The 13,444-nt window shown below is 61.8% G+C and carries 13 protein-coding genes; 2 read left to right on the plus strand and 11 right to left on the minus strand.

Annotated features, from left to right (window positions below; all coding sequences use genetic code 11):
* Nucleotides 1–55: 55 nt before the first annotated feature.
* On the minus strand, nucleotides 56–619 hold the full coding sequence (locus BM045_RS00080; protein WP_092178987.1) for a hypothetical protein: 564 nt from the start codon (nucleotides 617–619) through the stop codon (nucleotides 56–58).
* A 248-nt stretch (nucleotides 620–867) separates the two neighbouring features.
* Between BM045_RS00080 and BM045_RS00085 the strand changes: the two genes are divergently transcribed.
* The gene (locus BM045_RS00085; protein WP_092178988.1) at nucleotides 868–1,494 is read left to right on the plus strand and encodes a L,D-transpeptidase; all 627 of its coding nucleotides are present in this window, start codon (nucleotides 868–870) and stop codon (nucleotides 1,492–1,494) included.
* Nucleotides 1,495–1,729: 235 nt separating this feature from the next.
* Here BM045_RS00085 and infB read toward each other — a convergent pair whose 3' ends face one another.
* From infB to BM045_RS00110, 5 genes are all read right to left on the minus strand, one after another.
* The gene (gene infB / locus BM045_RS00090) at nucleotides 1,730–4,621 is read right to left on the minus strand and encodes a translation initiation factor IF-2 (protein ID WP_092178989.1); all 2,892 of its coding nucleotides are present in this window, start codon (nucleotides 4,619–4,621) and stop codon (nucleotides 1,730–1,732) included.
* A complete protein-coding gene (locus tag BM045_RS00095) occupies nucleotides 4,614–5,315 on the minus strand; it encodes an RNA-binding protein (RefSeq protein ID WP_092178990.1) in 702 nt (233 codons plus the stop codon). Before BM045_RS00095 ends, infB begins: the two co-directional genes overlap by 8 nt.
* 23 nt (nucleotides 5,316–5,338) lie before the next feature.
* Nucleotides 5,339–6,940: a transcription termination factor NusA gene (gene nusA / locus BM045_RS00100; RefSeq protein WP_092178991.1), complete on the minus strand. Its 1,602-nt coding sequence runs from the start codon at nucleotides 6,938–6,940 to the stop codon at nucleotides 5,339–5,341.
* Nucleotides 6,941–7,570 (minus strand): ribosome maturation factor RimP, encoded by a 630-nt coding sequence (gene rimP / locus BM045_RS00105; RefSeq protein ID WP_092178992.1) that lies wholly within the window; start codon nucleotides 7,568–7,570, stop codon nucleotides 6,941–6,943. It abuts the gene before it with no gap.
* A 124-nt stretch (nucleotides 7,571–7,694) separates the two neighbouring features.
* Nucleotides 7,695–8,360, minus strand: coding sequence for a ferredoxin reductase domain-containing protein (locus BM045_RS00110; protein WP_092178993.1), 666 nt, complete (start codon nucleotides 8,358–8,360; stop codon nucleotides 7,695–7,697).
* 258 nt (nucleotides 8,361–8,618) lie between these two features.
* Here BM045_RS00110 and BM045_RS00115 point away from each other — a divergent pair, with 258 nt between their 5' ends.
* The gene (locus BM045_RS00115) at nucleotides 8,619–8,897 is read left to right on the plus strand and encodes a hypothetical protein (protein WP_092178994.1); all 279 of its coding nucleotides are present in this window, start codon (nucleotides 8,619–8,621) and stop codon (nucleotides 8,895–8,897) included.
* A 51-nt stretch (nucleotides 8,898–8,948) separates the two neighbouring features.
* On the opposite strand, the gene BM045_RS00120 is transcribed toward BM045_RS00115, so the two are convergent.
* From BM045_RS00120 to lnt, 5 genes are all read right to left on the minus strand, one after another.
* Nucleotides 8,949–9,332, minus strand: coding sequence for a winged helix-turn-helix transcriptional regulator (locus BM045_RS00120; protein WP_092178995.1), 384 nt, complete (start codon nucleotides 9,330–9,332; stop codon nucleotides 8,949–8,951).
* 120 nt (nucleotides 9,333–9,452) lie between these two features.
* Nucleotides 9,453–10,157: a tRNA (guanosine(46)-N7)-methyltransferase TrmB gene (gene trmB / locus BM045_RS00125; protein ID WP_092178996.1), complete on the minus strand. Its 705-nt coding sequence runs from the start codon at nucleotides 10,155–10,157 to the stop codon at nucleotides 9,453–9,455.
* Nucleotides 10,158–10,163: 6 nt separating this feature from the next.
* Nucleotides 10,164–10,325: a hypothetical protein gene (locus BM045_RS18790; RefSeq protein ID WP_170848303.1), complete on the minus strand. Its 162-nt coding sequence runs from the start codon at nucleotides 10,323–10,325 to the stop codon at nucleotides 10,164–10,166.
* A gap of 82 nt (nucleotides 10,326–10,407) precedes the next feature.
* A complete protein-coding gene (gene metK / locus BM045_RS00130) occupies nucleotides 10,408–11,664 on the minus strand; it encodes a methionine adenosyltransferase (protein ID WP_092178997.1) in 1,257 nt (418 codons plus the stop codon).
* A 153-nt stretch (nucleotides 11,665–11,817) separates the two neighbouring features.
* Complete coding sequence (gene lnt, locus BM045_RS00135; protein WP_092178998.1) at nucleotides 11,818–13,434, minus strand: apolipoprotein N-acyltransferase; 1,617 nt, start codon at nucleotides 13,432–13,434, stop codon at nucleotides 11,818–11,820.
* Nucleotides 13,435–13,444 lie beyond the last annotated feature (10 nt).

A 13,444-nucleotide genomic window follows, 5' to 3' on the forward strand; every position in this document is an offset into this window, starting at 1 on the left:
CGGCGTTCAGAATCCGTTCAGAATTGGAAAGGCCCGGAGCGATCCGGGCCTTTTTTCATTCGAGGAACATGGTGGCAAACATCAGCAGCACGAAGATGATTGCGGTTGCCAGATGCAGTCGCGGCCGGTTCAGCACCATGGTCACCGCCAATAGTCCCACGACAATCAGGTTGAGGATGATGTAGGTCGGGTCGACGAAAATCTCGTCCCAGCCTTCCTTGACGAAGGAATTGCCGATCCCCAGCAGGTAGCTGACGATCAGCGCGCCATAGAACCAATAACGCCGCGCAATCAGGTAGTTATAGTGCGTGTCAAACTCCCGTACATTCTCCGGCAGCAGCACCGCCGAGGTGAAGAGGAAGGTGGCGCAATAGACGATCTGGAACATGTAGAGCCAGAAATTCCACTGCACCGTGGAAAAGGTCATCGCCTCCTCCCACCAGAACATCATGATCGTGCCGAGAATAAAGGCGATCCACAGCCCGTGCAGCCAGTTGATCTTGTAGTCATGCGGCTGCTGGATGAACTTGGCAGCGCCGCTGAGCAGATTGCCCAGCGCGATACCCAGCACGGTGCCGGAAACGAGCTGCACATAGACCGGAATTTCGGCATTGAGCATGAAGCAGTCCTCATCAGTGAGATTTCCCGGCCGATAGTGTCAGGCTGCCGTGCAGCTGTATGTTGCCAAGGCGCAACACTGCAAAATCATCACTTTGACGAGAGGAACCGCCGTGTTGACGGCCCGTTAGGCGAGTGAGGCTTTCCTGCACTAGCGAACCATTTGGTCGCAGCTTAGGTCATTGGCCACCCACAATTTTTGCGTCACCCCTGTCCCCAGGATCTGCCTTGCTTTCTCGTCGCTTGTTCATGATTGGCCTGCCCGCCGTCGCGCTGGCCGCTTGCTCCTCCACGCGCACCCCGGTGGTGCAGGAGCCGCAGATTGATCCCTATTACCAGGCCATGTATGGCGCGCTGCTGAACGAAAAGTTCCCGGTTGCCGCCATGGACCTGCGTCGCGTCGATCCGCAGTTCTGGCGCCAGGAAGTGCCCTACATCACCTCCGAGCGTCCCGGCACCATCGTCGTCGATACGCCGCAACGTTTTCTCTACCTGGTGCTCGAAGGCGGCCGTGCCCTGCGCTATGGCGTCGGCGTCGGCAAGACCGAAGCGCTGGTGTTCCGCGGTACCGCCACGATCGGCCGCAAGGCTGAATGGCCGCGTTGGACCCCGACCCAGGCGATGATCAAGCGCGAGCCTGACCGTTATGGCGCCTATGCCGGCGGCCTCGAAGGTGGCCCGACCAATCCACTCGGTCCCCGTGCGCTCTATCTCTACAAGAACGGCGCCGACACGCTGTTCCGCCTGCACGGCACTACCGAGCCCTATACCATTGGCACCAATGTCTCCTCGGGCTGCATCCGCCTGATGAACCAGGACATTATCGATCTCTACGCCCGCGTGCCCACGGGCGCCAAGGTCGTCGTCATCAACTAAGCCTTTCCCGGGTCGCTGCTGCGGCAGTGGGGCGCCTTGTTTCGGAATCCGTAGTCACCGAGACAAAGTTTCCTGCTGCCGCAACAAGGGCCCGGGGATCAGAACTGCAAAAGCCCGCTCAGCAATGAGCGGGCTTTTTGTTTGTCCGGTGATGGACCGGGGCGGACGATCTGCGAGATACAAAAAGGGCGCGGCTTGCACCGCGCCCTTTGGAATTTCTGTCGTTGCAAACCGCTTACAGCGTGCGCTGGACGGTCTCGACGCGGAAGCATTCGATGACGTCGCCCTGGCGCATGTCTTCGTAATTCTCGAAGGCCATGCCGCATTCCTGGCCGGTCTGCACTTCCTTGACTTCGTCCTTGAAGCGCTTGAGCGTCTTGAGCTTGCCTTCGTGGATAACGACGTTGTCGCGTATAAGACGCACGCCCGAACCGCGTTCCACCATGCCTTCGGTGATCCGGCAGCCGGCGACCTTGCCGACCTTGGTGATCGAGAAGACTTCGAGGATTTCGGCATTGCCGATGAAGGTCTCGCGACGTTCGGGCTTGAGCAGGCCGCTCATCGCATTCTTCACGTCATCCACGAGGTCGTAGATGATGTTGTAATAGCGAATTTCGATACCGTCGCGCGTTGCGAGATCGGTTGCCTGCTTGTTGGCACGCACGTTGAAGCCGATGACGATGGCATTCGAAGCCGAAGCCAGGGTCACGTCGCTTTCGGTGATACCGCCGACCGCGCTCATCAGGATCTGTGCCGACACTTCGTCGGTCGAGAGCTTGTTGAGCGAAGCGACGATAGCTTCGACCGAACCCTGCACGTCGCCCTTGATGATCAGCGGGAACTTGGCAATGCCGGCGACCTTGAGCTGATTCATCATCTGCTCGAGGCTGGTGGCGCCGCCGCCGGCCGTCTTTTCACGGATGGCGCGCTGACGATATTCGGTGACTTCACGGGCACGTGCTTCGGTCTCGACGACCGAGAAGCGATCGCCGGCATTGGGCACGCCGGTAAAGCCGAGCACTTCCACCGGAACCGAAGGACCGGCTTCCTTGACCTGCTCGCCCTTATCGTTGATCAGAGCACGCACGCGGGCAAATTCGGTACCGGCGACGAGAATGTCACCGATCGCCAGCGTACCGCGTTGCACGAGGACGGTAGCGACAGCACCGCGACCGCGATCGAGCTTGGCTTCGACCACAAGACCTTCAGCACGGCCGTCACGGGCCACGCGCAGTTCGAGCACTTCGGCCTGCAGCAGGATGGTCTCGAGCAGCTTGTCGAGGCCGTCACGGGTCTTGGCCGAGACTTCCACGTCGAGCACGTCGCCGCCCATGGATTCCACGAACACTTCGTGCTGCAAGAGCTCGGTGCGGACGCGGGTCGGATTGGCTTCCGGCTTGTCCATCTTGTTGATGGCCACGATGATCGGAACACCAGCAGCCTTGGCATGCTTGATGGATTCGATCGTTTGCGGCATCACGCCGTCATCGGCTGCCACAACCAGAACCGCGATATCGGTTGCCTGGGCGCCACGGGCACGCATGGCGGTGAACGCCTCGTGGCCCGGGGTGTCGAGGAAGGTGACTTTCGCGCCGTTCTTTTCGACCTGGTAAGCGCCGATATGCTGGGTGATGCCACCGGCTTCACCCGACACAACGTTTGCTTCGCGGATCGCGTCGAGCAGCGAGGTCTTGCCGTGGTCGACGTGACCCATGATGGTCACGACCGGCGCACGATCCGTCAGATCCTCGGCCTTGTCGTCGGCCGGGATGTCATAGAGGCCTTCTTCAACGTCGGCATCCGAAACGCGCTTGACCGTATGGCCCAGTTCCGAAGCGATCAGTTCTGCCGTATCGGCGTCGATCACATCGTTGATGGTGGCCATGGTGCCCTGCGCCATCAGCATCTTGATGACAGTGACCGAACGCTCGGCCATGCGGTTGGCCAGTTCGGCAACCGTGATGGCTTCGGGAATGACCACTTCGCGGCTGAGCTTGGGCGCTTCCTGCTGGTTGCGGCCCATCTTTTTGTCGCGACGGCGACGCATGGCGGCGAGGGACGGGCCCTTGTCGCGATCGTTTTCGGTCGTTGCGGTGGAAACCGTCAGGCGGCCTCGGGCAGAACCATCATCAACCTTGCGGGTGGGACGTTCCGGCGCAGCGCGCGACGCACGGCGAGCGTTCTCCAGTTCGGCTTCCGTCGTCGGACGGGCCGAAGGCGAGCCGGTACGGATCTTGCGGCCATCGGCCTCGTTGGGACCGGCGGGCGGCACATTGCCGATCGGCGCCATGCCGGCACCAGCCGGACGGCGTTCACCGGCCGGGCGGCCAGCGGTACCGGAAGGACGTGCACCCGGAGCGCCCGGACGGGCACCCGGCGCGCCAGCGGCACCCGGCTTGATAAAGGCATTGGCACCGCGTTCGCTTTCCGGACGCGTATTGCTCGGACGCTCGACGCGCGGCGGGCGCGGCGGCTGGCCAGGACGGCCGGCCACGACGCGCACGCTGGACGGACCAGCATTGCGCTGCGACGCGGGCGTAAAGCCTTCGCTCGGCTCGCTGCTCGGTGCAGCTTCGGAAGTGGTTGCGGCAGCAGCCGGAGCTTCTGCAGGCGCAGCGCTTTCGACCGGAGCCGATGTAGGCGCTGCAGCAGCGGGTGCCTCGGCAGCAGGTGCGGCTTTAGGAGCCGGCGCTTCAGCCTGGCGGCGGGCCTCTTCAGCACGCTCGGCTTCTTCGCGAATTTCGCGGCGACGCGCATCTTCCTCGATGCGGCGGGCCTCTTCGGCGGCAAAGCGTTCCTGATCCTCGGCGGCGCGAGCGCCAGCCAGGGCCAGCGCATTGCGACGGGCTTCGGCTTCCGCTGCGGACAGACCAAGCGGTGCACGCTGCTGCTGGGGCGGACGGCCGTTTGCCGGGCGCTGTGGCGCACCCGAAGCGGCCTGTGGGCGGTGCGGCGCGGCCGGAGCATTGGGCTTTGGAACCAGGCGCGTACGCTTCTCGACGACCACCGTCGATCGCGAAGGACCACGCGACATGCCCGGACGGTTGCCCAGGCCTGGGCCGCCCTTCAATGTCAGAGTCTTCTTCGCGCCAGTGTCGTCGGTGCGCTTGTCGTCGTTATCAGCCATGTATCTCGCGTCTTTCGTCGGTGGCCTCGGGCAAAAGGTCACCGTCAACCGCAGCGCGGTCGGTGTCCTTTTCCGTCGGTTTAGCAGTATAAAGGGCCAGTCTCCGGGCCTTTTCCACTGCTGCTTGGGCTGCCGCCCCTCTTGTGAGGGCAGCATGTATCACATTTTCAAGGCCAAGTGCCAAACCCATTTGCTCTGAGTCGAGCAATTCGAAATGGGGCACGTCAAAGCCTTCGATATCTTCTTCGTGCGCGGCGTAATGCAGCGCCTTTAGCGGGCCGACCATCTTGCTGCGGCCGTCCTCGGCTGCATCAGTGGCGGTGATCAAGGCCATCAGGCTGCCGGTTTCGAGCAGGGCCCGCACCTTGGTGGCGCCGAAGGTCAGCTGTCCCGCCTTGCGCGCCATGCTTAGCGCATTGAGATAGCGTCCCTCGAGCCGGGTCTGGGTCAGCCCCGGCAGGTCTTCGGGCAGTTTGACCTCCGTCTTGAGGCTGCGCGCGAAGACCTTCTTCTTGACGGCTTCGGCCACGAGGACCTTGTTGAGGCTGATCCAGACGCCACGACCTTCGGCCTTGGCATCGGTATCGGGGACCAGCACGTCGTCTGGTCCCAGTACAAAACGGATCAGCTCTGCCACGGGCTTTTCGGCCCGTGTCAGTGCGCACATCCTGGTCGTTTCTTCGCGCCGGGCCATCTGGTCCCTCGCTCCGAAACGGCCTAAGCCGTTGCCTCTTCGTCGGCGACTTCTTCACCTTCGATGGGGGGCAGGTCTTCCTCATTGATCCAGCCAGCCTTGATACGGGCCTGCATGATCATGTCTTCGGCTTCTTCACGGCTGACCGGGAAGTCCTTGAATGTGCCTTCGAAACGCTTGGTCTCGCCGTCCTTGCGTTCGCTCCAGCCGATCAGATCGTCCGAGGCGCAACCGGCAAAGTCTTCGACCGACTTGACGCCGTCCTTGCCCAGCGCAACCAGCATGGATGCGGTAAGGCCCGGGATTTCGTACAGCTCGTCCTCGACGCCAAGCGCCTTGCGCTCTTCGTCATGGGCGCGGTCGATGGCCGCCAGGTATTCGGTGGCGCGGTTCTGGATTTCGCCGGCGGTCTCTTCGTCGAAGCCTTCGATCGTCGCGATTTCATTCGCATCGATATAGGCAAGTTCCTCGACCGAGGAGAAGCCTTCCGAAGCCAATAGCTGTGCGACCATCTCGTCCACGTCAAGAGCGGTCATGAAGAGGCTCGAGCGTTCGGAGAATTCCTTCTGGCGACGTTCGCTTTCTTCCTGCTCGGTCAGGATGTCGATATCCCAGCCGATCAACTGGCTGGCGAGGCGCACATTCTGGCCACGACGGCCGATGGCCAGCGACAGCTGCTCATCGGGCACCACGACCTCAATGCGCTCGGCCTGCTCGTCGAGCACGACCTTGGCGACATCGGCCGGCTGCAGCGCCGAGACCACGAGGTCGGCAATGGTGTCGGTCCACGGAATAATGTCGATCTTTTCGCCCTGCAGTTCGGCGACAACCGCCTGAACGCGCGACCCGCGCATACCAACGCAGGCGCCGACCGGATCGATCGAGCTATCATTGGAGGTCACGGCGATCTTGGCGCGCGAACCCGGGTCACGGGCGATCGAGCGTATGGTGATCACGCCATCATAGATTTCGGGCACTTCCTGCATGAAGAGCTTGGCCATGAACTGCGGATGGGTGCGCGAGAGGAAAATCTGCGGACCGCGCTGTTCGCGGCGCACGTCATAGACATAGGCGCGGACGCGATCGCCATAGCGGAACATTTCGCGCGGAATCAGCTCGTCGCGGCGGATGATGGCTTCGCCACGACCCAGGTCGACAATCACATTGCCATATTCGACGCGCTTGACGGTGCCGTTGACGATCTCGCCGATGCGGTTGAAATATTCGTCATACATGCGCTCGCGCTCGGCATCGCGCACCTTCTGCACGATGACCTGCTTGGCGGACTGCGCGGCGATACGGCCGAATTCCATCGGCGGCAGCGGCTCGGTCAGGAAGTCGCCGACCTTGGCCTCGGGCGACTTGATCTGGGCATACTTGAGTTCGATCTGGCGGCTGGTCTCTTCGACCTGTTCGACGATTTCCAGCAGGCGCCACATGCGGGTTTCACCCGAACGCGGATTGATCTCGACCTTGATCTCGGTCTCGGCGCCGTAACGGCCCTTGGCGGCCTTTTCCATGGCGTCCTGCATGGCCTCGATCACGACCATGCGGTCGATCGACTTTTCACGGGCAACAGCATCCGCAATCTGCAAGAGCTCGAGGCGGTTCGCGCTAACGGCCATTTAGTTGGACTCCTTGGAGACGTCTTCGTCGTCGTTATCAGCTTCGGCGTATTCGACCGTTTCGGTCTCATCGTCGTCGATCGGATGGGCTTCCTGGTCGAGGCGGGCCTTTTCCATCAGCGCATCGGTCATCACCAGCTTGGCCTCGCCGATATTGGCAAACAGCAGGCGATGGTCCGGATCGGTGCCGGTCGGGGCGTCGGGCAGGGTGATCACCACGGCATCCTCGTCCACGGACTTGATGAAGCCGCGGAAGCGCTTGCGGCCATTGATCATGTCGCTCAGCTCGATGCGGGTGTCATGACCGATATAGGCGGCGAAATCACGGCGGCGCACCAGCGGCCGGTCGATACCGGGCGAGGAGACTTCCAGATGATATTCGCGGTCGATCGGATCTTCCACGTCGAGCGCGGGCGACAGGTCCTTGGACAGCTGCTCGCAATTGACGATGGTGAAACGCCCGTTCTCGTCTTCGGCCATGATCTGCAGCGTGCAGCCATTTTCCTGGGTGATCTTCACCCGGACCAGAGAAAAGCCCAGGCCATTGGCCACCGGCTCGACGATACGGGACACCCGGGCCTCGAGGCCCGTTTCCTTGATAAAGCGCTTTTCGGTGAGATCGAAGCTCATCGGTCCCCAAAATTCCCAGACGACGGTAATAAAAAAGAGCGGGGCCGGGGAGGCTCCCACTCTGCAAAATGCTAGAGATGTTGGCGCCTATATAGCGCCATTGCGCGGGAGTCGCAAGGGCGGGCTATTTCTCCCAGGTGACGCTCGACACATTGGCGCCCAGCTCTTCCAGCGATGCCCGCAGATCCTTGACCATGGCATCGGGCCCGCAGAGGTAGAAGTTCTGGTTGAAGTCCTTGATCTGGCTTTTGAGGAATGCCGTGTCGATCCGCTCCTGCAGCAGTTTGGACTTCGTATCGCCGGTGAGGGTCCACAACGTTTCGAGCCCCTGCATCGCCTCGAACTCATCGCGCAGGATGATGTCCTTCTCGGTCTGGTTGGAGACGATAAGCCGATTGCCTCTGAGCCCGCCCTTGGCATTGAGGCTGCGCAGGATGGCAATGAAGGGCGTGACGCCCGCACCGCCGGCAATGAATGTCCCCGGCCCCTTGTATTGGATCGTGCCCCAGACATCGCGCAGCAGCAGGTAGTCGCCCGCCTCGCAGCCCCACAGCGCATTGGTAACACCCGGATGGTCGCGGTAGCTCTTGATGGTGAATTCGAGCGTCGGCTCGTCTGGCAGCGAGGTGAAGGTGAACGGCCGCTTCTCATCGCCCCAATCGGGCTTGTCGATCGAGACTTCGGTGGCCTGCCCAGGACCGAAATGAAAATTTTTCGGCTTTTCGACACGATAGTGTCGCACATTATGGGTCACCATTTCGGTCTTCAAAATCTGCACGCGGGTGGGCATGGCGCTCTCCTTTTGAGGGATAAGCGACCCCGTCGCGATTGGTTCCGGCACTGGAAAACCCAGGCTGGCCGGAGCGTCACCCAAGCCATACGTGGTAGCTCCGGGGAAACCGAGGCACTGCAAAAGCCCTTGATATCCTTGATAAAACGGTCTGCACGATGTGCAGAAGTTCAAGGGATGGAATCTACTAAATCGTCACTTGAGGAGTGGATGGGGCGAGATCATTTCCAGGGTGTTCAAACGAAAGGAACACCTGAAATGCTTAAGACCACAGTACTCGCCCTTGTTGCCGCTACCGCCTTTGCCGGCGCTGCCGCACCAGCCTTCGCCGACTACACCGCCTTCAACGACACCGACTCGATCGAAATGCGCGACTTCCAGGCCGACGCGATCGTTGCCGAACTGAACCAGCGCGGCGTCAATGCCAGCTCGGTTGAAGACTGGAGCGGCCTGATCCGCGCTTATGTCACGCTCGAAGACGGCACCCAGACCATGCAGTTCTTCGTGCCCGGCTCGCTTGAGCAGGTCTCGCTGTAACAGCCTGCCCACGGCGCCGCCGGTCTCCGGCGGCGCCCGTAGCGCGAAGTCCTAGCTGGCCTGAAGCAGCCGAATCGGCGGCTCGCCGCCATGCGCATCGAAGCGCTCACGCGCTGCCAGCACCAAAGCGCCATTGCGGTCGGCAAACTCCCGCAAGACATCGGCCAGGCGCAAAAGCTCGCGCCCCAGGGCCGTCAATTCATAATCCACCCGCGGCGGAATGGTCGCAAACATCGTTCGGGTGACGAAACCGTCCCGCTCCAGATCACGCAAGGTCGTGGTCAGCGTCTTCTGCGAAATCCCGCCCGCCCGCTTGAGCTCGTTGAACCGCAGGGTTTCCGCGCGCAACAGGGTGATGACCGTCAGCGTCCATTTCCCCGGTTTGACCGTCAGCACCTCGAAATGATGCTTGCTGGAAGTGGTGAATGAAGACATGGAAAACCTCGGAACGCTGGTCGAAGCTCCGATATGGGGCGCCATTGCGGCGCTACCAGTGCCCGGTTGCATTAAACTTTGACAAGTCCGCGTACCGCAGCGTTCGCCAAAGCCGCACAGTCACCGTCGCGTGAAGCTGAAATAAAAGCTGATCAACCGCCCCTCGCGGCGGGCCTTCTGCTCGTACCGCGTCGCTTCCCAACCCTCATACGGCTCATGCCAGCTGCCCGGCTTGTGCGGCGCAAAGCTGAATTCCGGCTCGCGCACGATATGGGCCAGGGTCCAGTTGGCATAATCCTCGATATCGCTGGCAAAGTGAAACAACCCACCGGGCCGGATCACCCGCGCAAGCTCCTTGAGTGTCGTCGGTGACACAAAGCGCCGCTTGTGATGGCGCGTCTTGGGCCAGGGATCTGGATAGAGCAGATAAACCTCGTCCAGCGAGGCGTCGGGTAATTCCACGAGGAGCTTATACGCATCGTCGGTGAACAGCCGCACATTGCGCAGCTCCTCGGCGGCAATACTCTGCACCATCTTGCCGATGCCGCCGGTGAACACCTCGCAGCCGATATAACCAGTATGCGGATGCCTTCCGGCCTCCAGCGCCAGATGCTCGCCACCGCCATAGCCGATCTCGACGATGATCTTCTCAGCATCGGGGAACAGTGCCCGCGGATCGAGCTTGCCGTCCAGCTTGATCTCGAGATCGGGCAGGGTGGCGTCAAACACCGCCTGCTGCCCGCCATGCAGCTTCTTGCCGGAGCGGCGGCCAAAAAAAGCACGCGGTTCGCCAGAACGGGTTTTGGGAAGCTGGTGGTCGGTCATGACGGCCTAGATCAGAAAATAGAGAACTGTGCCTATGACCACGAGGCCGACAAGAATGGCAAGAGTGTCCCAGCCAAAAGCCGATGGCCGTGCACTGCCCGACATGGCCTTGAAGCGCCTGGGTTCGCCCCATTTGATGCGGCGAAAGCGATAGACATTATTGGGCATAGGCGCTCCGGCAGGACTGATGTGCCGAGCATATATGGCGTCCGGACCAAGAGGATAAGTCCGAACGCCAAAAGTTGAACAGCTACTTCAACGCCGCCTTCAGGGCTCCGACGAGGTCGGTCTTTTCCCACGAGAAGCTGCCATCGCGGCCAGCCTTGCGGCCGAAGTGGCCATAAGCAGACGTCTTGGCATAGATCGGCTTGTTGAGATCGAGATGGGTGCGGATGCCATGCGGGGTGAGGTCCATGACCTGGCCCAAAACGCCTTCGATCGCCGCTTCCTCGACCTTGCCCGTGCCATGCAGGTCAACATAGATCGACAGCGGCTGTGCCACGCCGATGGCATAGCTGAGCTGGATCGTGGCGCGATCGGCAAGGCCGGCTGCCACGACGTTCTTGGCCAGGTAGCGTGCTGCATAAGCGGCCGAGCGATCGACCTTGGTCGGATCCTTGCCGGAAAAAGCGCCCCCGCCATGCGGGGCCGCGCCACCATAGGTGTCGACGATGATCTTGCGGCCGGTGAGGCCGGCGTCGCCATCGGGACCGCCGACGACGAACTTGCCGGTCGGATTGATGTGCCAGACGGTGTTGTCGTCGATCCAGCCTTCCGGCAGGGCTTCGCGAATATAAGGTTCGACGATCTTGCGCACGTCGGCCGAGGTCAGCGAGGCATCGAGATGCTGGGTCGAGAGCACGATCTGCGTGACGCCGACCGGCTTGCCGTCTTCATAGCGCACGGTGACCTGGCTCTTGGCGTCGGGGCCAAGCACCTTGGCGGGACCGGTGCCTTCCTTGCGGGCCAGCGTCAGCACTTCGAGAATCTTGTGCGCGTAATAAATCGGTGCGGGCAGCAGTTCCGGGGTCTCGCGGCTGGCATAGCCGAACATGATGCCCTGGTCGCCAGCGCCCACGTCCTTGTTGCCGGCTTCATCGACGCCCTGCGCGATATCGGCCGACTGGCCATGCAGCAGCACGTCGATCTTGGCGGTCTTCCAATGGAAGCCCGACTGCTCGTAGCCGATCTCGCGGATTGCCTTGCGGGCAGCGGACTTGAACTTGGCAGGATTAACCACGGGCGAGCCGGCGGCGTCCTTGAGGATCGCGCCGTCCTTGCCCTTCTTGAGCAGGGTTTCCGGCACGCGCACTTCGCCGGCAATAACCACGCGATTGGTCGTGGCCAGGGTTTCGCAGGCGATGCGGACCGAGGCGGGGTCCATGCCGGCCTTCTTGGCTTCCTTGAACACCAGATCGACGATTTCGTCGGAAATACGGTCGCAAACCTTGTCGGGGTGTCCTTCGGAAACCGATTCCGAGGTGAAGAGATAAGAAGACCGTGCCAACGAGCATCCCCTAAACGTGAAAAAGCCGCCCAAAACGAGCAATTATGACGGGTTGTGACATTGGCGGCTGCGTCGGTCAAGCGAGATATAAAGAAAGCTTGATATCCCGAACGGCGGCGTCGGGGCATAGTTTTCCGCCCATACTGACCCAGTTCAGCCCACCCGCTTCTTCCGTCCACCCCGCGCCGCAACGACAGAAATCAGCAGCCCCGCGATCAGGGCAATCAGCAGGGGCCAATGGCGGAGCTGCGAAAACACCGTGCTGGCGAGGCGTTCATGCGGGCGGACGTCCAGCGCCGCCATTTGCTGGGGGGCGATGGAGGCGGTGATGCGGCCAAGCGGGTCGGTGGCAAAGGTTAGGCCGGTATTGGCGGCGCGGATCAGGCTCATGCCCTCTTCCACCGCGCGGACGCGGGCGTGATGGGCATGTTGGGCCGGGCCGATGGAGCCGTCGAACCAGGCGTCATTGGTGATGTTGAACAGGAACTGAGCGCCCGCCGTATCGCCGAGATCACCGGAAAACAGGATTTCATAGCAGATCAGCGCCAGCAGCGGCGGCGTGGCCGGCAGGCTCATCAACCGGCGACGCGCATCGCCATGCGCCCAGCCTTCGGCGCCGGGGACGAATTGCTTGATGCCGACCCTGGAGAGAATTTCGCCGAACGGCAGAAATTCGCCGAAGGGCACGAGATGCGATTTGTCATAGGAGGCGATGACTTCGCCGCTGGTGTCGATGGCGAGCAGAGAATTGAATGGGGGACCGGAAGTCGTGGTGGCGCCGGGTTCATACTGCTGGCGCGGTGCGCCGGTGAGCAGGGTGGTGGTTTCGGGCAGCAGGCGGGCAATCCGAGCCAGGGCCTCGGGATAGGTGGCGAGGAAGAAGGGCAGCGACGATTCGGGCCACACCAGATGGGTAATATCGGCAAGGCCCTGATCCTGCGGGTCCATGCGCATGTCGCTGAGCATCAGCAGGCGGTCGATCAGCGCCACCGGATCGACCTGGCCGAAATCGGAATGCTCATAGACCATGGGCTGCACCATGCGCATGGCGATATCGCTGCGCTCGGTGGATATGGTGCCGGTGAGGCGGTTGTAGCCATATCCGAGCTGGCCGGCGATCACCGCCATGGCGATGAAAAACGGCAAGAGCCTCCGGCTGAGGCTGCGATCATCGGCCGGCCAGATCAGCGCCGGGGTCATGGCAACCAGCGCGGCGACCAAAGTCAGCCCATAGACGCCGATCACCGAGGTGATCTGCATCATTTCGTCATTGGGCGTCAGCGCATAGCCGAGCAGGTCGAAGGGAAAGCCGGTGAGCACATGGCCGCGCGCCCATTCCGCCATGGTGACGAAGGTGGCCAGCGTCACGATGCGCCAGGGGCCATGCGACCAGAACAGATGCGCCAAAGCGCTGGCCACGCCCCAAAAGAAGGCGATCAGCGCTGCCAGCGCCAGGATGGCAAAGGGCATCAGCACCAGCATGACGCCGCCATCGACGAAAAACGCCGCGCCGAGCCAGTGGAAGGCCACGGTGAAATAGCCCCAGCCAAAGGCAAAGCCGATGGCAAAGGCCGGGCCGAACAGTTTTCGCCAGCCACGCTGCCGCTCGGCGCCATCGAGGCACCAGACCCAGACGGGGAAGGCGATGAATAGAGCGGGGACGATGAACAGCGGTGGCACGGAGAGGCCGGCGATTGCGCCCGCCATAACCAGCAGCAGGAAACGGCGCCAGCCATGGCTCAGCATGGCAGTCTCGGCCAGCCAGGTCATTGTGGGGCTT

The sequence above is a fragment of the Devosia sp. YR412 genome (genome assembly GCF_900110945.1).
Taxonomy (GTDB): Bacteria; Pseudomonadota; Alphaproteobacteria; order Rhizobiales; family Devosiaceae; genus Devosia.